At 72.1% G+C, this 18292-nt stretch carries 16 protein-coding genes; 6 read left to right on the top strand and 10 right to left on the bottom strand.

Annotated elements, in window-relative coordinates:
• The first annotated feature begins 11 nt into the window (after positions 1–11).
• Complete coding sequence (locus LCH29_RS21105) at positions 12–173, top strand: hypothetical protein (protein ID WP_446463296.1); 162 nt, start codon at positions 12–14, stop codon at positions 171–173.
• Here the strand turns inward: LCH29_RS21105 and LCH29_RS21110 are convergent.
• Complete coding sequence (locus LCH29_RS21110) at positions 148–3096, bottom strand: NACHT domain-containing protein (RefSeq protein WP_446463297.1); 2949 nt, start codon at positions 3094–3096, stop codon at positions 148–150. The two genes, LCH29_RS21105 and LCH29_RS21110, sit on opposite strands and share 26 nt — an antisense overlap.
• Before the next feature lie 327 nt (positions 3097–3423).
• On the opposite strand from LCH29_RS21110, the gene LCH29_RS21115 reads away from it, so the two are divergent.
• Positions 3424–4026 carry a M23 family metallopeptidase gene (locus LCH29_RS21115; RefSeq protein ID WP_446463298.1) on the top strand — a complete coding sequence of 201 codons (603 nt, stop codon included), beginning with the start codon at positions 3424–3426 and terminating at the stop codon, positions 4024–4026.
• A gap of 58 nt (positions 4027–4084) precedes the next feature.
• On the opposite strand, the gene LCH29_RS21120 is transcribed toward LCH29_RS21115, so the two are convergent.
• On the bottom strand, positions 4085–4672 hold the full coding sequence (locus LCH29_RS21120) for a TetR/AcrR family transcriptional regulator (protein ID WP_446463299.1): 588 nt from the start codon (positions 4670–4672) through the stop codon (positions 4085–4087).
• Between the two features lie 164 nt (positions 4673–4836).
• Here LCH29_RS21120 and LCH29_RS21125 point away from each other — a divergent pair, with 164 nt between their 5' ends.
• Positions 4837–6465, top strand: coding sequence for an MDR family MFS transporter (locus tag LCH29_RS21125; RefSeq protein WP_446463300.1), 1629 nt, complete (start codon positions 4837–4839; stop codon positions 6463–6465).
• Positions 6466–6614: 149 nt separating this feature from the next.
• Complete coding sequence (locus tag LCH29_RS21130; RefSeq protein WP_446463301.1) at positions 6615–6962, top strand: hypothetical protein; 348 nt, start codon at positions 6615–6617, stop codon at positions 6960–6962.
• Positions 6963–6985: 23 nt separating this feature from the next.
• On the opposite strand, the gene cseC is transcribed toward LCH29_RS21130, so the two are convergent.
• The 5 genes from cseC to LCH29_RS21155 form a co-directional block, all read right to left on the bottom strand.
• Positions 6986–8287, bottom strand: coding sequence for a two-component system sensor histidine kinase CseC (cseC, locus tag LCH29_RS21135; protein ID WP_446463302.1), 1302 nt, complete (start codon positions 8285–8287; stop codon positions 6986–6988).
• A 9-nt stretch (positions 8288–8296) separates the two neighbouring features.
• Positions 8297–9007 carry a two-component system response regulator CseB gene (gene cseB, locus LCH29_RS21140; RefSeq protein ID WP_446463303.1) on the bottom strand — a complete coding sequence of 237 codons (711 nt, stop codon included), beginning with the start codon at positions 9005–9007 and terminating at the stop codon, positions 8297–8299.
• Between the two features lie 9 nt (positions 9008–9016).
• A complete protein-coding gene (locus tag LCH29_RS21145; protein WP_446463304.1) occupies positions 9017–9748 on the bottom strand; it encodes a hypothetical protein in 732 nt (243 codons plus the stop codon).
• Positions 9736–10353, bottom strand: a complete 618-nt coding sequence (locus tag LCH29_RS21150) for a SigE family RNA polymerase sigma factor (protein ID WP_446463305.1) — start codon at positions 10351–10353, stop codon at positions 9736–9738. Before LCH29_RS21150 ends, LCH29_RS21145 begins: the two co-directional genes overlap by 13 nt.
• Before the next feature lie 240 nt (positions 10354–10593).
• A complete protein-coding gene (locus tag LCH29_RS21155; RefSeq protein ID WP_446463306.1) occupies positions 10594–11514 on the bottom strand; it encodes an A/G-specific adenine glycosylase in 921 nt (306 codons plus the stop codon).
• Between the two features lie 239 nt (positions 11515–11753).
• On the opposite strand from LCH29_RS21155, the gene LCH29_RS21160 reads away from it, so the two are divergent.
• Positions 11754–12608, top strand: coding sequence for a hypothetical protein (locus LCH29_RS21160; RefSeq protein ID WP_446463307.1), 855 nt, complete (start codon positions 11754–11756; stop codon positions 12606–12608).
• A gap of 64 nt (positions 12609–12672) precedes the next feature.
• Here the strand turns inward: LCH29_RS21160 and disA are convergent, their stop codons facing one another.
• Both disA and radA read right to left on the bottom strand, forming a co-directional pair.
• Entirely contained in the window at positions 12673–13731 is a 1059-nt protein-coding gene (gene disA / locus LCH29_RS21165) for a DNA integrity scanning diadenylate cyclase DisA (RefSeq protein ID WP_446463308.1), read from the bottom strand.
• A gap of 259 nt (positions 13732–13990) precedes the next feature.
• Positions 13991–15412, bottom strand: a complete 1422-nt coding sequence (gene radA, locus LCH29_RS21170; RefSeq protein ID WP_446463309.1) for a DNA repair protein RadA — start codon at positions 15410–15412, stop codon at positions 13991–13993.
• A gap of 182 nt (positions 15413–15594) precedes the next feature.
• Here radA and LCH29_RS21175 point away from each other — a divergent pair, with 182 nt between their 5' ends.
• Positions 15595–17286 carry a BACON domain-containing protein gene (locus tag LCH29_RS21175; RefSeq protein WP_446463310.1) on the top strand — a complete coding sequence of 564 codons (1692 nt, stop codon included), beginning with the start codon at positions 15595–15597 and terminating at the stop codon, positions 17284–17286.
• Positions 17287–17390: 104 nt separating this feature from the next.
• Here LCH29_RS21175 and LCH29_RS21180 read toward each other — a convergent pair whose 3' ends face one another.
• Complete coding sequence (locus LCH29_RS21180) at positions 17391–18263, bottom strand: hypothetical protein (protein ID WP_446463311.1); 873 nt, start codon at positions 18261–18263, stop codon at positions 17391–17393.
• Positions 18264–18292 lie beyond the last annotated feature (29 nt).

The following is an 18292-nucleotide window of genomic DNA, read 5'->3' on the forward strand; positions in this document are numbered from 1 at the left end:
TACAGACAAGTATGGCGCACGGCGAGGACCTCGCGAACCCGCAGCAGTCACCATCGGTGACGGGCGTCGGCCCCCTCGGCACCGGCTTCGCGCTGCTGCGCCTGCTTACGGATTACCAGCGCCTGCTGAAGGCGGAGCGCGCCCGGGTCAGGGGCCGGACGCCGTCACCGTGACACCCGGGAGCGCGACAGGGTAGTCGACGGGCACGTTGACGGTGACGGTCTCCAAGTCGCGTAGGGCGGCGAGCGGGGACAGATCGACGGGCTCGTCGGAGGGGAAGGCGAACACGAGGTTCAGATGACGGAGCCGGGGGCATGCGGCGGCGAGCCAGAAGGTGTCCATCGCATCTCCCCTGACATGGAGGTCCAGCCAGGTGATCCCAATGGGGCCCAACGACCGTGGGTACCCACTGATGGTGATCTTCAGCCGGTCCAGTGTCCCCAACGTGTCCAGGCCCCCGGGGAAGTGCGTAACTACGGGCGGGTCGTAGACCAAGGTGCGGAGGTGGAGTTCGGAGAGCGGGCTCAGGTCGCGGGCTTCGGCGCAGCCGTTCAGATACAGCGTTTCCAGGTGCGTCAGGTGGCCGAGGGCGCCGAGGTCGGCGAGCACGTCGTTGCGCTCCAGCCGCAGCCGGGTGACCTCCTCGGTGCGGAGGCGGTCCCTGATCTGATCCTCGGTGAAGTCGCCGCGCAGGATCAGATACGGACGCGGCCCGGTGTCCTGGAGCAGGCGAAGGTGCTCCATGGACTCGGCCACGAAGTACAGCTCCTCGCGGTCGAGGCGCAGGATCACCTCGGTGAAGTAGCGCTCGGTGTCGAACCGTCCCCAGCTGGAGGCCAGCTGTGCGCGCACGGCGATCGCGGGGTGGTCGGCGAACCGTGCAAGGTAGGGGATGGCCGCGTCTACGGGGATGCGTGAGGCCGTCACGACGCAGTATTCCGCTTGCTCGTCGGTCAGGTCTTCGGGCGGCGGAAGGAGTTCCAGCACGAGGGGGCCCACCGTGGCGAGTTCCCGGGCGCGTCGGACGTCCAGGGGCGGGATGAATCCCATGGCGTGCCGGGTGACCTCCTCGCGTATCTCCGGATCCAGGTCCGGTGCGTGGTCGAGGCAGGCCATGGCCAGGAGGAACAGCCGTAGCGAGGACTGGGAATTCTTGCGGGCCAGATCGAGCAGCTTGCCCAGCAGCTCGGCACGTTCGCGTGGCCGTGCATGGGCGACGGCCATGCGGATCACGTCTTCCCACTGGGAGTCGTGGGCGTTCTTGACCAGCAGGCCCACATCCCACGCCTCCACCGCCGCCTTCGCGCCCAGGTAGTCCTGGAAGGTGCGGTGGACGAACTCCACGGTGCCCGCCGAAGGCTCGCGCAGGAGGCCGCTGCGCAGCAGCAGATGCCGCAAAATCGCCGACGCGTCGCCCAGCACCTGCGCGGCCGGGACCGACGGAAGGGCCTCGGCGACGATGGCCTCCGCCCGGTCGCGGTCCAGCTCGGCCTCGCCGTTGCGGATCAGGTAGTAGGCGAGCCGCTGGAGGAGCTGGATCTGCGGCTCCTCTTCCAACTGGATGTCGCCCGGCGCGTAGACGTGGCGCTCGGTGTCGCGGCGGGTGAGCAGCATGGACAGCGCCGCGTCGTACAGGGCCTTGCGGCCGGGTGGGAGGTAGCCGCGGCGGGCGCGGTGGAGGGCGCAGATGAGGCCGCACATCAGGGGGTTGGTGGCGAGTCGGCTGAGGTCCTGCTTGGTGCGGACGGCCGTATGCAGCGCGCTCTGGTACGCGTCGAGGGCTGTGCGCTCGTCGTCCGTACGGCACGTCCGGCGCGCCGCGTCGTGCCAGCGGTCGATGAAGGCGGCCATGTCGTCGCGGCTCATGGGGGACAGCGCGAACTCGCTGAAGTCCTGGGCGGCGAGCCAGTCGTCGGCGACGGCGGAGGGGCGGGAGGTGACGAGCCACAGGTTGCCGGGGTAGGCGAGGAGCAGGTCGGCCAGCCAGGCGCGGGTGCGTTCCCGGTCGCGTTCGGGGATCTCGTCGATGCCGTCGATCAGCAGCAGTCCGCGCCCGGCGGTGAGGACGCGGTCGGCCCAGCCGGCGGGCTGGGCGGCGTCCAGGGGGTTGTGGACGGAGGCGAGGAAGCGCGCCGGGGAGGGCAGGGCGTCCTGGCGGGCGATGGTGCGCAGGGGCAGGACGAAGGGGACGCGGCCGATCAGCTGCTCCAGCCCGCGCGGCGGTTCCTGCCGGGCGGCGGAGACGGCGAGCCACTGGACGAGGGTCGTCTTGCCGGAGCCCGCGACCCCGCGCAGCAGGACGCGCTCGTGGCCGGAGAGGGCCCGGTCGGCGGGGAGGGCGGTGAGTTGGGCGCCGTCGACGCCGGGGGAGTGGTCGTCCTGGGAGACGGCCTCCAGGCTGAGGTACGCGGCGTCCAGCGGCCAGGTGGCCTCGGAGTGGCTGAGGTCGATGCCGACGATGGTCAGCGTGTCGTGCTTCAGAGCCGTGTAGTCGGCGTACCGGCGCTCGAACGCGGCGTCCTGCACGGACTGGGACGGGAGCCGCTCGATCAGGATGTCGATCTTGGTGATGAGTTCGCTGAGCTGACCGCTCTGCTCGACCAGGGTGCGGGCGACGAAGGTCGAGCGCTGGGTGAAGAAGTGCAGGATGTGCAGGCAGGCGGTGTCGAGGAGGTTTCGGTAGAGCCGGGACGCGTTCAGCGAGAGCTGGGCGTCGGGAAGCTCGGCCTTGTAGTGGAGGTCCTTGGCCAGCACCCGGTGGCCGAACCGCACGGCCTGTACGTCGTCCATGGTCAGGTCGCCCAGTGAGTGCAACGACTTGGCCAGCGCGTCGGTCAACGGCTCGGCCTCGTCGGCCGGGATCGGCCGCTCGCCGGGACCCGCCCCCGCCATGGCGCGTTCGACCAGTTCGGCGGCGAGCTTGCGCAGGTCCTTGTCGGTCAGCGTGCTCTTCTCGCCCCGGAAGGAGACGAGGGACGAGATACGGACGGGCCGGTCCACCAGCCCGGCGCCCGGCCCCTCCTGCACGAACAGCTTCTTGACGAGCGGCGCGACGGCGCTGGACGCCAGGCGCGCGCCGATGACTGCGGGATCCACGTCCCATTCCCCCCGGTAGTGGTGGCTCCTGGCCGGACAGCATACCGGCGGGGCCGGGACTTTGGTCCCGAAACGGACACCCGAAAGTCCCTGCGAAACGGGGGCGAGGTGATATGCGGCACAGGGCTCACCTGACCTACTACGGGAATTAGGAATTGGCCGGTTGTTGAGCGTATGCGCAGGTCAGGGGGGATGGAATTCTGCGCCGAAAAGGGTGCCCGGCGAACCCGAACTACGCATCCGCTTAGTAGAGACGCATCTTGGCCATATCGCGCGAACGGGATAACAAGGGGCGTCGTCTTCACGCATTCCCGGAGGTAGTCCCCTATGGCCCCGCGCGCCACCACCCGTCGTTATCCGCATTCGCATTCGTCCCTCGCGCGGGCCCGCGCCGCCGTGATCGCCGTGGGTGTGGGCGCCTCGCTCGCGCTCGGCGCCGGCGTGACGTTCGCCGCAGACGCGACGGCCGCCGGCGCCCCCGCGAAGGTCGCCGAGGCCAAGAAGAAGGCCGACGTCTGGGAGACCCCGGTCGCCAAGTACACCCTGGGTGCCGTCTTCGGCCTGGCGGGCAACCTGTGGTCGCACAACCACAGCGGCCAGGACTTCGTGGTGCCCTCCGGCACCCCGGTGCGGGCCGTGCACACCGGTGTCGTCGTCAAGGCGGGCCCGTACGGCGCCGGTGACGGCCCCGCGTACGGCAACGCCATCGTGATCAAGCACGACAACGACACGTACACGCAGTACGCGCACCTCTCCCGGATCGACGTGCGGATAGGGCAGAGCGTGACCACCGGCCAGCAGATCGGGCTGTCCGGCAGCACCGGCAACTCCACCGGCCCGCACCTGCACTTCGAGGTCCGTACGACCCCGAACTACGGCTCGGCCGTGGGGCCGCTGACCTTCCTGCGGGAGCACGGCGTCAAGATCTGACCACCGGTCTGACCGCCGGGTCGAAAAGCGGCCGGTGGCGCCCCGTCTCCCTCGGGCGTCACCGGTCGCCCAGGCGCTCCGCTGGCGCGTGCGCCTGGGTCAGTAGGTCGAGGGCGACTTCGAGGACGGCTTGCCGCTTCGCCTCGGGGTCGCCCTCGATCGTCTGCATCGCGAAGAGGCTCGCGTGGATGCTGAAGAGCGCGGTCGTGCAGCGGACCTGGTCGGTCAGCCCGGCGTCGGGGTCGCGGATCAGGCCGGACATCGCGATCATCCGGTCCTTGAAGAACTGGCCGATGCTCAGCTCGCGCACCGTCGCCTGGTTCTCCTGCATGAAGCGCAGCAGCGGTTCGACTCCCCTCAGGGCCGCGCTGTAGCGGCGCAGCAGCTCCTGCTTGGTGTCCAGGGTGCGGGGCTGCCGCTCGCCCCAGGCGATCAGCTCGTCGAGCGGCTCGCTCAGGTCCCGGAAGAGGCTGAGGACGATGTCTTCCTTGGTCTTGAAGTGGTAGTAGAGCGCGGCCTTGGTGACGTCGAGCTGTTCGGCGATCTCGCGCAGCGAGGTCTTCTCGTACCCCTGCTTGGCGAAGAGGTCCAGGGCCACGTCCTGGATGCGCTGACGGGTGTCGCCCCGGCGCGGTGTGCTGCCCAAGATGCTCTCCTGTGGGGGTGGGGCCAGCCCTCTGAGCAGGCCGAACAAAACTTACTTGACGCCCGGCTAGTAGACGTCTTACCTTTCCTACTGTACTCAACTAGCCGGGCGGCAAGTAAGTGGCGCGTCACCGGAGCTCGTCGTAACCAGGGGGAGTGGAGATCATGTCCCAGAAGAAACAAGAAGGTGAAGCGCCACCCGCTTCCCTGCCCGCACAGGGCACCGCCCGGCCCGCTCCAGGCAAGCAGGGCAAGGAGCCGAAGACCCACAGCACCGGCGTGGTGATCCTGGCCCTCATGATCGCGATGCTGCTCGCGATGCTCGACAACATGATCGTCGGCACCGCGATGCCGACCATCGTCGGCGAGCTGGGCGGGCTCGAGCACCTCTCGTGGGTGGTGACCGCGTACACCCTGGCGACCGCCGCCTCGACCCCCATCTGGGGCAAGCTCGGCGACATGTACGGCCGCAAGGGCATCTTCCTCTCCTCCATCGCCCTCTTCCTCGTCGGCTCGGCCCTGTCCGGCATGGCCCAGACGATGGGTCAGCTGATCGGCTTCCGGGCCCTCCAGGGCCTGGGCGCGGGCGGTCTGATGGTCGGCGTGATGGCGATCATCGGCGATCTGGTGCCGCCGCGGGAGCGCGGTCGCTACCAGGGCATGATGGCCGGTGTGATGGCCGTGGCCATGATCGGTGGCCCGCTGGTCGGCGGCACCCTCACCGACCACCTCGGCTGGCGCTGGATCTTCTACATCAACATCCCGCTCGGCGCGATCGCCCTGTTCGCGATCAGCGCGGTCCTGCACCTGCCCAAGAAGCGCTACGAAGGACGGATCGACTACACCGGCGCGGCCCTGCTGACCGTGGGCATCACCGCGCTCGTGCTGCTCACCACCTGGGGCGGCAACGAGTACGCCTGGGGCTCGCCCCAGATCTTCGGGCTCGGCGCGGTCGGCGTCGTGGCGCTCGTGGCGTTCGTGTTCGTCGAGAAGCGGGTCGCCGAACCCGTGCTGCCGCTGCACATCTTCCGGATCGGCAACTTCTCGCTGGTCACGATCATCGGCTTCCTCACCGGTTTCGTGATGTTCGGCTCGATGACCTTCCTGCCGCTCTACCAGCAGACCGTCCAGGGCGCCAGCGCCACCAACTCCGGTCTGCTGCTGCTCCCGATGCTGCTCGGCATGATGGTCGTCTCGCTGGTCGCGGGCCGGGTCACCACCCAGACCGGCAAGTACAAGATCTTCCCGATCCTCGGCGGCATCCTGATCACCACGGGCATGTTCCTGCTGGCGCAGATGGACACCGGGACCACCCGCACCACCTCCGGCATCTACATGACGGTGCTCGGCGCGGGCATGGGCTTCCTCATGCAGACGACCATGCTGATCGCGCAGAACAGCGTCGAGATGAAGGACATGGGCGTCGGCAGCTCCTCCGCCACCCTCTTCCGCACCCTGGGCGGCTCCTTCGGCGTCGCGATCCTCGGCGCCCTGTTCACCAACCAGGTGAACGACACCATGGCCGAGCGGGGCGGCGCGAAGGCGGCGGCCGCCACCTCCGGCGGCGCCCAGCTCGACCCGGAGAGCATCAAGCACCTGCCCCCGCCCATCAAGGACGCCTACACCCACGCCGTGGCCAGCGGCGCGCACCAGGTGTTCCTGTGGGGCGCGGTGATCAGCATCGTCGGCTTCCTCGCGGCCTGGTTCATCAAGGAGGTGCCGCTGCGCGCCGCCCCCAAGTCCGCCGACGGCGAGACCCCGGCCGATGTGACGCCGGTGGCCGAACCCGTCTGACCAACGGCTTCCGTACGACTCGCACGGCTCTGACGGCCCCGGCGCACCGAGCGCCGGGGCCGTCGCCGTGGGCAGCGAGGAGTCAGGGCGGGGACCGGCACCTGGTGTGCGATGATCTCGCCCACTGAACGGGCGACTTCGGGGGACTCATGCCGCACCGTGACGACGATGACTACGAGCCGGTCTTCAAGAAGAGCAACTGGGGCACCAACCGGTACGTCTACAACCTCAACAACCCCGTGGGGATGGCCCTGACCATCGTGAGCATCGCCTTCATGCTCGTGATGATGTTCCTGATGCAGGAGCGGAAGGGCCCCTTCGAGCGCCCGGAGGAGACGCCCTGGAGCCCGCGTATCGAGCAGGATCCCACCCTCCCGTGGGACGAGGACACGAACGCGACGCCTTCCGGCAGCACGACGCCTCCCGGCAGCACGACGCCTTCCGGCAGCACCACGCCTCCCGGCAGCGCGACGTCGGTGCCGAGCCCTGCCCCCTGAGCACTCAGCGGGGCGGACATGCCTCAGTCCGGGACCTCGATGACGGGGAAGCTGCCGGTGTTGGTGGGCGCCGACTCCGGCAGCCACAGCACCGCCACCGCTCCGTCCTCGCCCTCCACCGCCGGGTCCGCGTTACGGAACGTCAGCCGCGCGCCCAGCACCCGGGCCTGGCCCGCGGCGATGGTCAGGCCCAGCCCGTGGCCCTTGCCCGCCCGGTCCTTGCTGCCGGTGCGGAACCGGCTCGGCCCGTCCTTCAGCAGCGACTCCGGGAAGCCGGGTCCGTGGTCGCGGACCCGCAGCACCCGGCCCTCCACGGTGACCTCGAACGGCGGCTTGCCGTGCCGGGCGGCGTTGGCCAGCAGATTGCCGAGTATGCGTTCCAGCCGCCGGGGATCGGTGGAGACGTGGGCGTCCCGGGACACCACCGTGACCTGGGCGTCCGGGGACACCACGCGCACCCGGCGGGTGATGAACTCGGCGAGGTCGATCTCCTGGAGTTCGGCCCGCTCGGCGAAGCCGTCCAGCCGGGCCACCTCCAGCACGTCCTCGACCAGCGTGCGCATCGCCTGCGCCCGGTCCCGTACCAGCTCGGTGGGGCGGCCCGGGGGCAGCAGCTCGGCGGCGGTGAGCAGCCCGGTGACCGGGGTGCGCAGCTCGTGCGCGATGTCGGCGGTGACCCGGCGCTCCGCCTCAAGACGCTCCTGGAGCGCCTCGGCCATGCCGTCGACGGCGCGCGCCAGGTCGTCGGTCTCGTCGCGCACCCGGCCGCCGATGGCGTCCCGTACCCGCACCTCGGAGTCGCCCTCGGCGAGCTTGCGGGCCGCGGTGGCGGCCTTGCGCAGCCGCCGCGAGAGCTGGTCGCCGATGAGCACGCCGAGCGCGATCCCGCCCAGCACCACCGAGACCGAGCCCAGGATCAGCACCCGGTCCAGGTCGTCCAGGACGGCGAAGCGGTCCTGGAAACGGGTGTGGACCGACAGCACCTTGCCGTCGCGCAGCGGCACCGACGCCCACACCTCGGGGCTGCCGGTGCCGGAGTCCTCCAGATAGGTGGCGCGCTGCCCGCGCGCCGCGAACTTCCGCAGGTCCTCGGGCAGCCGCGGGTCGTCCAGCTTGGCGCCGAAGCCCAGCACCCGGGACTCCTCGTACCACTTCTGCGCGACCTTCACCCGCTCGTCCATCACCGTGCGGCTGTTGTCGAGCATCGAGACCCGGGCCGCGTTGTGGACGACGAGGCTCAGCGCGACCGCGACCAGCGCGCTCACCGCGGCGATCGCCAGGCTGACCTTCCAGCGCAGTCCGGAGCGGAGCGCGAGTCTCACCATGGTCCTGCTTCAGCCCCTGAGCTTGTAGCCGAAGCCGCGGACCGTCTCGATGCGGTCCTGGCCTATCTTGCCGCGCAGCCGCTGGACGTGGACGTCCACGACCCGGGTGTCCCCGCCCCAGCCGTACTCCCACACCCGCTCCAGCAGCCGGTCGCGGGAGAGCACGGTGCCGGGCGCGGCGGAGAACTCCAGCAGCAGCCGCATCTCGGTCGGCGTCAGCGCGACCTGCTCACCGCCCTTGCGGACCTCCATGCCCTCCGGGTTCACCTCCAGGTCGCCGAAGCGCAGCACCCCGCCCTCGGGCTCCTCGGGTCCCGGCGGCTCGCCGCCGCGGCCGCCGGGGCCGCTGGCGTGGCCGAAGCGGCGCAGCACGGCCCGGATGCGGGCGACCAGCACGGCGCCGTCGAAGGGCTTGGTGACGTAGTCGTCGGCCCCGGCCTCCAGGCCCAGCACCACGTCGATCGAGTCGGCGCGGGCCGACAGCATGATCACGGGCACGGTGGACTCGTCGCGGATCCGGCGGCACAGGCTGACCCCGTCCAGGCCCGGAACCATCACGTCCAGCAGGGCGATGTCGGGCCGGTCGGCCCGGAACCGCTCAAGCCCGGTCAGTCCGTCGGGCGCGGCGGTCACCAGGAAGCCGTCGCGCTCCAGGGCGAGCTGGGTGGCCTCGCGGATGACGTCGTCGTCCTCGACGAAGAGCACATGGGTTTCGGCCACAGCCTCGGTTCAGCCTTCCGTTCCGTCGTCCTCGCCGCCGTCCTTCGCGGCGGCGCTGGGGGCGGGGTCGTCCGTGGGGCTGCTCTTGCTGTAGTCGGTGTGCCGGTGCCGGACCACGGTGAACGCCTGCCTGCTTTCCGCCCAACGGTAGGTGATGACGTCCTCGCGCGAGGGACAGCAGACGGTGTCCCCGGAGGCGTAACTGAGCTTGGTGACGCTCAGATCGCCCTTGACGACGTCGGCGTAGACGGGCGGCTGCTCGTCCGTGAAGACGTTCTCGTACCGCTGTCCCACCTTGCGGTACACATACGAGCCGATGCCGAAGCCGTCATCGCAGCTCGTGACGTTGATGACGAGATCGGGCGCGGTGGGTCCGGTCAGCTTCCCCCGGGACACCTCCACCGGGTAGCCCTTGACCGGCTGTCCCTTCGCGGCCGTCGCCGTGCACGGCTGGAGGTGCGACTTCAGGTTCCGGCCGACCTTCGGGTCCTCCTTGATCAGCCGCACCGCGTCGGCCTTCTGCACGGCGGGCGGCTTGGTCGTCGACCCGCTCGCGTACGAGCCCTTGTCCTGCGCGGAGGGCGAGGTCCACTGGGTGCGTGCGGGGCCCTCCGTCCGCACGCCCTGGCTGCCGGCGCCGCATCCGGCCAGCATCCAGCCCCCGGCTGCCGCGAGGCCCACGACCGCGCCGCCGGTGATCATGGCAGTCCTGCCGGGAGTGGCCTTGATCAGGCCGCGCACCGTTCCTGCCCCCGCTCCTGGCGGTCACGCCGGACCTGGTTCCCCGCCCGGAGCGGCTTCGCGGCGGCGGGCTCGCCCGCCGGCTCGCGGCCGAGCGCGCGGGCATCCAGCTCGCGGCTCTCCAGCTCCTGCCGCAGCCGCGCGAGCGCCCGGTGCAGCGTGCTCTTGACCGTGCCGGTCGACATACCGAGCGCCTCCGCCGTCTCCTCCGTCGTCATCTGCTCCCAGTGTCGCAGCACCACGACACTGCGCTGCTTGGGAGCCAGCACCCCGAGGATGTCCATCAGCAGGGCCCGGTCGGCGTGCTGCTCGGTGCCGTCGTCGACGCTGGCCTCCGGCAGCTGCTCGGTGGGCACCTCGTCCAGCTTGCGGGCGCGCCACCACTCGGTACGGGTGTTGATCATGACGCGGCGGAGATACGCGTCGGCGAGGGACTTGTCGGCTATCCCGTCCCAGCGGCCGTAGGTGCGCACGAGCGCGGTCTGGAGGAGGTCCTGTGCCTCGATCGGGTCCGGGATCAGCCGACGGGCGCTGCGCAGCAGCGCGTCCTGCCGGTTGCGCACGTACTCCTCGAAGTCCAGAACCTTGCCGCTGCTGCCGTTCATCGTGCAGCCCTCCATCCCGCTGTCTTCCCCACGTTGAATGCCTGCCGTTCGGCGGCACGGGAAGGACGCTACGGAGGCGCTGTTGCGGAGCCATGTGCGTCAGCACGTCGGCAAACGCACAGCTACCCATAGGTTGTGTAACAGCGGAACCCGGTTCGACGGAGTGTCAGAACCGGGTCCTGGAAGTGTCACAGCCCTGTCACAGGATGCCTGGTGAGGCCGGGAAAGAACGGCTGTGGGTCAGGTCAGCGGCAGCCGGTAGAGGCCGCCCGCGAGCGGTTCGACGAGGCCGTCGGAGACCAGCCCGTCGAGCGCCCGGGCCCGCTGCACCGGCTCGTTCCACACCTGGTCCAGCGCCGCCTGTGGCACCGGCGCGACCGCCTCCCGCAGCACCGCCAGCAGCTTGCCCCGCACCTGACGGTCCGTCCCCGCGTAACTCTGGCCGCGCCGCGGCGGGCCGTCGTGCTCCGGCGCACCGGCCCCGCGCCAGGCGCAGGACGCCGCGATGGGGCAGCGCGCGCAGTCGGGGGTGCGGGCCGTGCAGACCAGGGCGCCCAGCTCCATCGTGGCCGCCGCCCAGCGCGCCGCCGTCCGCTCGTCGTCCGGCAGCAGGGCACGGGCGAGCTTGCGCTCGGCGGCGGTCGTGGCGTTCGGCGGGTACTGGACGCCGCCGACCGCCCGCGCGAACACCCGGCGGACGTTGGTGTCCAGCACCGGGTGGCGCTGGCCGTACGCGAACGAGGCCACGGCCGCCGCCGTGTACTCGCCGACCCCCGGCAGCGCGAGCAGCTGCGCATGGTCCTCCGGTACGTCACCGCCGTGCCGCTCCCTTATGGCCGCCGCCGCGCCGTGCAGCCGCAGCGCGCGGCGCGGATAGCCGAGCCGCCCCCAGGCGCGGACCGCCTCACCGGGCGGCTCGGCGGCCAGGTCGGCCGGGCGCGGCCAGCGGGCGAGCCACTGCTCGTACACCGGCAGCACACGGCTCACCGGCGTCTGCTGGAGCATGAACTCGCTCACCATCACACCCCACGCTCCGGCCTCCGGGCGGCGCCAGGGGAGGTCGCGGGCGTGGGCGTCGAACCAGTCGATGACGGGCCGGTGGAGCTCGGCACCATCGGGGGTCGGGGTTGCGGCGGCCGGGGCGGCGGAAATGGCAGTCATCACATCCGATCCTGACACGGCGGAACGCCCGATGGGGGCCGAGGGCGCGGGCGTTCGGGTCGAGCCGGGGCAGATCCGAGCGAAACGGTGCAATTCAGGTGAGGGTGCGCGGTGGGCGGCCGGGAACCGCCCGCGCCGTTGTCGCCCAGGTGGCCGATCCGGTCGGATGATGAGAAAAGTAGGGAGACCGACGGCGGTTATTGGCGGGTCATGGCGTCGATCTCCCATAGAGTTTCCGCGTGGGATCTCTGCGCAATCCGATCGGGCCGCTTCCCTCCTCCATCTACTGGCGGCGGAGGGCTGTTGCGCTGGCCCTGCTCGCCGTCATCGTGCTGCTCGTCATCTGGGCCTTCGGCTGGGGTGGTTCGGGCGGCGGCGGAAGCGACGAGGGCAAGGGGCCGGGCGGCGGCGGACCCGCGCGTACGATCACCCCCGGACCGACCACCTCCGGGCCGGTGAACAGCGAACGCCCCGGTGGGCGCGACGAGTCGGACACCGGCGGCACGGGCCCCGGCTCGGGTTCCGGATCCGGCTCCGGCTCCGGTGACTCCGGCGACGGCGGCACGGGCACCGGGTCCGGCGGCGCGGGGGACGACGGCACCTCCGGCGGCACCGGCGGCACCGGCGACGGACTCGGCGAGGGCGACGGCCAGGGGCTGCCCGTCGGGTCGAGCCTGCCGGAGTGCAAGCGCGGCGACATCGACCTGACGGTGCGCAGTGTCAAGGACGCGAAGGTGAAGAACACGTACGAGCCGGATGAGAAGCCGACGTTCGAAATCACCGTGAAGAACTCCTCGAACAGCTCCTGCGCGGTGGACTTCGGCCGGGCGGCCGCCTCACTGACCATCACGGACGCGGACAACAAGCACGTCTGGGCCTCGGACGACTGCCCCGAGGGCACCGCCGCCGCCCTGATCGAGGTGCCCGCCTCCGGCGAGACCAAGCGCACCGTGGAGTGGGACCGCAAGCGCACCGCCGCCCACTGCGCGAAGCCGACCGGCAGCAGGACCGCCGCGCCCGGCACCTACCTGGTCGAGGCGAAGCTGGACGGCCTCGGCACGGCCAAGGTGTCGTTCGTCCTCGACAAGGACTGATGCCGCACGGCAGAGGGGGCCGGATCCGCCGACGCGGATCCGGCCCCCTCTGCCGTGTCTGTCGCTACACGTACCGCTCCAGGATCGACGACTCCGCCAGCCGTGACAGGCCCTCGCGGACCGAGCGGGCCCGGGCCTCGCCCACGCCGTCGACCATCTGGAGATCGTCCACACTCGCGGCCAGCAGCTTCTGTAGCCCGCCGAAGTGCTCCACCAGCCGCTCGATGATCGCCCCCGGCAGCCTCGGCACCTTGGCCAGCAGCCGGAAGCCGCGCGGGGAGACCGCCGAGTCCAGGGTCTCGGGGGAGCCCGTGTACCCGAGGGCGCGGGCCACGATGGGGAGTTCGAGCAGCTCGGTGTGGGTGAGCCGGTCCAGCTCGGCGAGCGCGTCGGCGACGGTGCGGGTGCGCTTGGCCGTCGGCTCGGGCACGTAGTCCCGTACGACCAGCTCCCGCTCCGGCTCGACGCCCGCGATCAGCTCGTCCAGCTGGAGCGACAGCAGCCGGCCGTCCGTGCCCAGCTCCACCACGTACTCGGCGATCTCGGTGGCGATGCGCCGCACCATCTCCAGCCGCTGCGCGACCGCGCTGACGTCCCGGACGGTGACCAGGTCCTCGATCTCCAGCGCGGAGAGGGTGCCCGCGACCTCGTCCAGCCGCAGTTTGTACCGCTCCAGCGTGGCCAGCGCCTGATTGGCGCGGGACAGGATGGCCGCGGAATCCTCCAGGACCCGCCGCAGCCCGTCCACGTACAGCGCGATCAGCCGCATGGACTGGCTGACGGACACGACCGGGAACCCGGTCTGGATGGAGACGCGCTGCGCGGTGCGGTGCCGGGTGCCGGTCTCCTCGGTGGTGATCGCCGCGTCCGGGACGAGCTGCACCCCCGCCCGCACGATCTTGCTGATGTCCTTGTCGAGTACCAGCGCCCCGTCCAGCTTGCACAGTTCGCGCAGCCGGGTGGCGGTGAACTCGACGTCGATGACGAAGCCGCCGGTACACAGCGACTCGACGGTCTTGTCGGTGCCGAGCACGATGAGCCCGCCCGTGTTTCCACGGAGGACGCGCTCAAGGCCGTCGCGCAGGGCCGTGCCCGGCGCGACAGCGCTCAGAGTGGCACGCATCAGACTGTCGGCTTTGCCGGGATTCGATGCCCGGTCGCCTGCTGCCACTGCACTCCTCCGTCACAAGGTCTGAATCGGTGCCGCGAGTCGCCCCTCCGCGCCCCTGTACGAGGCCACGTACGGCGAGACCAGGGCAAAGTCTACCGGCGGTCCCCGGCCTCCCGTGGGGTCTCCCGGCGTACGCCCGTGGGCGGGAACCGGAGTGCGGCTCCCCCTGCGGTCCGGATCGCCCCGCTCACCACCGCGTTCGCCCCCGTCATCACCCCTGCTCGGGGGCGTCCCCGCGGGACCGGTCGGTGCGCTCCCGGCGGGGCAGTACGCGCAGTGCGTCCCCTATGTCCGCCACCTCCAGCACCCGCATGCCGTCGGGGATGCGCCCCGGATCGGTGGGCACCAGGGCGTGGGTGAAGCCCAGCCGGGCGGCCTCGGACAGCCGCCGCTGCACGCCCGTGACCCGCCGGACCTCGCCCGCGAGCCCCACCTCGCCGATCGCCACCAGGTTCTTCGGCAGCGGGGTGTCGCTCGCCGCGCTCGCCAGCGCGAGCGCCACCGCGAGGTCCGCCGCGGGCTCCGACAGCTTCACCCCGCCCACCGTGGCGCTGTAGATGTCGCGCTTGCCGAGCGCGCTGATCCGGCCCCGCTGCTCCAGCACGGCCAGCATCATCGAGACGCGGGAGGTCTCCAGCCCTGAGGTGGTGCGGCGGGGGGAGGGGATCTGCGAGTCGACCGTCAGCGCCTGCACCTCGGCGACCAGCGGGCGGCGGCCCTCCAGGGTGACGGTCAGGCAGGTGCCGGGCACCGGCTCGGCGCGCCGGGTGAGGAACAGCCCCGACGGGTCGGCGAGGCCGGTGATGCCCTCGTCGTGCAGCTCGAAGCAGCCCACCTCGTCCGTCGCCCCGTAACGGTTCTTGACGCCGCGCACCAGCCGCAGCCGGGCGTGCCGGTCGCCCTCGAAGTGCAGCACCACGTCGACCAGGTGCTCCAGCAGCCGCGGGCCCGCGATCGCCCCGTCCTTCGTCACATGGCCGACCAGCAGCGTGGACATGCCGCGCTCCTTGGACGCCCGGATCAGCGCCCCGGCCACCTCGCGCACCTGGGCCATGCCGCCGGGCGCGCCGTCGATCTCGGGGGAGGCGACGGTCTGGACGGAGTCCAGGATCAGCAGCGACGGCTTGACCGAGTCGAGATGGCCGAGCACGGCGGACAGATCGGTCTCGGCCGCGAGGTAGAGATGCTCGCTCAGCGCCCCGATGCGGTCGGCGCGCAGCCGGACCTGACCGGCCGACTCCTCCCCGGTCACGTACAGCGTCCGGTGGTCGTCGGTGGCCGCCTTGGCCGCGACGTCCAGCAGCAGCGTCGACTTGCCGACGCCCGGCTCCCCGGCCAGCAGCGCCACGGCGCCGGGGACCAGGCCGCCGCCGAGCACCCGGTCCAGCTCGTCCACTCCGGTGGAACGGGCGGTGGCCTGGCGGCCGTCGACCTGGCCGATGGGCAGCGCGGCCGAGGTGACCCGGCCGGGCGCGGTCGTGCGCACGGCGGGCGCGCCGAACTCCTCGACCGTGCCCCAGGCCTGGCACTCCGGGCAGCGGCCGAGCCACTTGGCGGTGGTCCAGCCGCATTCGGTGCAGCGGTAGGAGGGCCGGTCCTTGGCGGATGAACGGGAGGAGCTACGGGCAGCCATGACGCCAACGCTAGCGTCGGCCACCGACAGCGCGGCGCCCAGGATGCTTGTGGGCTCATAGCAGTTCTGCGGCACGGAAGAGGGACACCTGTCCCCTTATGAGGGAGATGGTCACCCGTAAGGGTTAAAACTGCCCAAGTAAGGCGAGCGGGTCTGCATCATCCGCCTACGGTCGCCGGGTGATGAGCAGCAGGTCCGAGCACTCGACACACGCCACCGGCGCACACCGGGCGCAGCGCCGCGCGCCCCGCGTCACCACCACGCGCCCTCAGCGGCCCCCCGCGCGCTACGAGCCGTATCTGGACGGTCTGTTCACCTACTGCCTGTCGGTCCTCTGCGAGCACGACGCCGCGGCCGTCACGCTCGGCGATGTGCTGGCCGTCGCCGAGCGGCGGCTCGGCCGGGGGCGCGGGCGCGCGGAGGCCGAGGAGGAGCCGAGCCGTCCGTGGCTCTACGCGGTCGCCCGCTGGGCCTGTCTGCGCAAGCTCACCGAACTGCGGGAGCGGCGCGAACCGAGGGACCCGGCGGGCGGGCGGGGCGGTCCGGACACCGCACTGCCCGAGCCCGTCGCCGACCGCCGCCGCCGCGAACTCGCCGCGCTCGCCTGGCCCGAGGCCGCCGGGACCACCGCCGCCCAGCGCGAGGCGCTCGAACTCCACGTCCGCCACCAGCTCACCCCCGCCGAGGTCGCCGCCGCGCTCGGCAAGGAGCCCGACGAGACCCGCGCCCTGCTCTCCAGCGCCGCCTGCGAGGTGGAGCGCACCCGCGCCGCGCTCGCCGTCGTGGAGCTGGGCCACTGTCCCGTCGTCGCCCGGCTCGCGGGCGACACCCAGGTGCTGCTCTCCGCCGCGCTCCGCCGTGAGCTGGTGCGCCACGTCGACGACTGCCGCGAATGCCGCCGGATGGCGGAGCGGGCCACGGCGGACGGCCCCTGGCCCGGCACCGCCGCCGCGCCCGCCGCGCTGCCGCTGGTGGAGGCGGACCGCTCCGCCGTGCACGCCGCGATGCTGTGCGCCCTGAGCGCCCGCCCGGTGCGCGCCGCGGCCGGTCCGCGCTTCGACCGGCGCGGCTTCCCGCTCGCCCCCCAGGACCGGGCCGCCCGCCGGAGCAGGCTGCGCAGCCGCGCCCTGACCACGACCGTGGTCGCCACGGTCGTGGCCGCCCCGGTGCTCGCCCTGTGGGCCGCGTACCGGGGTGCGCCGCTCGCCGGTGACCAGCACGACACGGACTCGGTGGCCGCCGCCGCCGACGGCGCGGGTGAGGCTCCGGCCGGTGAGCAGGATCGGTCCGCCGGGCGCGCGTACGAGCAGGCGGGCAGCGCGCAGGACCGTTCCGGCGCGCCCCGGCTGCGCGGCCGGGAACCCGAAGTGTCGGTCGAGGTCATCGGCGTGGACGGCAAGCCGGAGCGCCATGCCAAGGACGTCGGCCGCTCCCGTGGCGGCTCCCGCCCCGAGGGCGGCGGCCGCCACGGCGGCGGCTCCGCCCCGTCCCGCCCGGCCCCCGGGCCCGGGCGGCTCACCGTGGAGGCCCAGCCGAGCGGTGATGTGACGGTCATCACTCTGTCCGCCTCCGGCGGCGCCCCGGTGCGCTGGTCGGCCTCGGCGTCGGGCGGCGCGTCCTGGCTCCGGCTGCACCACACCGCCGGCGAGCTGCGGCCCGGTGAGACGACGACGATCACGGTGTCGGTCGACCACGACCGCGAGCCGCCGGGCCGCTGGCGGGCGCGGGTGACGGTGGCGCCGTCGGGCGCCGTTGTGGTGATCGAGGGCCGAGGCACACCCGCCCCGACCCCCACCCCATCAGCGCCGTCCCCCGACCCCACCTCGCCGCCGTCCACCCCACCTCCGTCGGACTCGCCGACGCCCAAGGGGTAGGAGGCGCCCGGTAACGGTGCGCCCTCAGCCCACCACGGCCGCGGGCGCCGGGCCCCGGGGCGGAGCCCGGAAGGGGCGGGGCCCAGGGGCGCAGGCCCCTGGATTCAGCCCGCCGGGTCCGCCGGGTGCGGCGCCACCAGCGGCAACGACGCCGCCAACCGCGCCTCGCACAGCTCCACCAGCCGGTCATACCCGGCCTTACCCATCAGCTCCGTCAGCTCCGGCCGGTACGACACGTACACCGGATCCCCGGCACCGTGCGCCGACACCGCCGACGTGCACCACCAGTGCAGGTCGTGCCCGCCCGGGCCCCACCCCCGGCGGTCGTATTCGCCGATCGTGATCTGGAGCACCTGGGTGTCGTCCGGGCGGTCGATCCACTCGTACGACCGCCGCACCGGCAGCTGCCAGCACACGTCCGGCTTGGTCTCCAGCGGTTCGCGCCCCTCCCGCAGCGCGAGGATGTGCAGCGCACAGCCCGCGCCGCCCGCGAAACCGGGGCGGTTCTGGAAGATGCACGAGCCGTCGTAACGGCGCGTCTGGCGGTCGCCGTCCTCGTCCTCCTGCACCCAACCCCGGGCGTGGCCCTCGTCGTGGAACTGCCAGACCTCCGGGGTCAGCCGGGCCATATGGCGGGCGACCCGCTCCTCGTCCTCCTCGTCCGAGAAGTGCGCGCCCAGGGTGCAGCAGCCGTCGCTCGCGCGCCCGCCCTGGATGCCCTGGCAGCCCTGGCCGAAAATGCAGCTCCAGCGCGAGGTCAGCCAGGTCAGGTCGCAGCGGAAGACCTGCTCCTCGTCGGCGGGGTCGGGGAATTCCACCCAGGCGCGGGCGAAGTCCAGGCCGACCTCGTCCGCGGGCGGGGCCGCCACGGGCGGGGCAGCCGGGGAAGGGGCGGCATCGTCGGCCCGCTGGTCCTGCTCCGGCCCCGGGGCGTTCTTCCGGGCTTTGTCCTGCTTCGCCTTTTTCGTCGTTGCCACGGTGCAAGGGTATGCCCCCGACATGACGG

The organism is Streptomyces sp. BRA346, assembly GCF_052851135.1.

What these genes read in the sequence shown, in the direction of transcription:
- disA (WP_446463308.1), bottom strand. Translation starts at nt 13,731, where the DNA reads ATGCGTGCCACTCTGAGCGCTGTCGCGCCGGGCACGGCCCTGCGCGAC.
- LCH29_RS21150 (WP_446463305.1), bottom strand. Translation starts at nt 10,353, where the DNA reads ATGAACGGCAGCAGCGGCAAGGTTCTGGACTTCGAGGAGTACGTGCGC.
- LCH29_RS21155 (WP_446463306.1), bottom strand. Translation starts at nt 11,514, where the DNA reads ATGACTGCCATTTCCGCCGCCCCGGCCGCCGCAACCCCGACCCCCGAT.
- cseC (WP_446463302.1), bottom strand. Translation starts at nt 8,287, where the DNA reads ATGGTGAGACTCGCGCTCCGCTCCGGACTGCGCTGGAAGGTCAGCCTG.
- LCH29_RS21105 (WP_446463296.1), top strand. Translation starts at nt 12, where the DNA reads ATGGCGCACGGCGAGGACCTCGCGAACCCGCAGCAGTCACCATCGGTG.
- LCH29_RS21130 (WP_446463301.1), top strand. Translation starts at nt 6,615, where the DNA reads ATGCCGCACCGTGACGACGATGACTACGAGCCGGTCTTCAAGAAGAGC.
- LCH29_RS21175 (WP_446463310.1), top strand. Translation starts at nt 15,595, where the DNA reads ATGAGCAGCAGGTCCGAGCACTCGACACACGCCACCGGCGCACACCGG.
- LCH29_RS21125 (WP_446463300.1), top strand. Translation starts at nt 4,837, where the DNA reads ATGTCCCAGAAGAAACAAGAAGGTGAAGCGCCACCCGCTTCCCTGCCC.
- radA (WP_446463309.1), bottom strand. Translation starts at nt 15,412, where the DNA reads ATGGCTGCCCGTAGCTCCTCCCGTTCATCCGCCAAGGACCGGCCCTCC.
- LCH29_RS21115 (WP_446463298.1), top strand. Translation starts at nt 3,424, where the DNA reads ATGGCCCCGCGCGCCACCACCCGTCGTTATCCGCATTCGCATTCGTCC.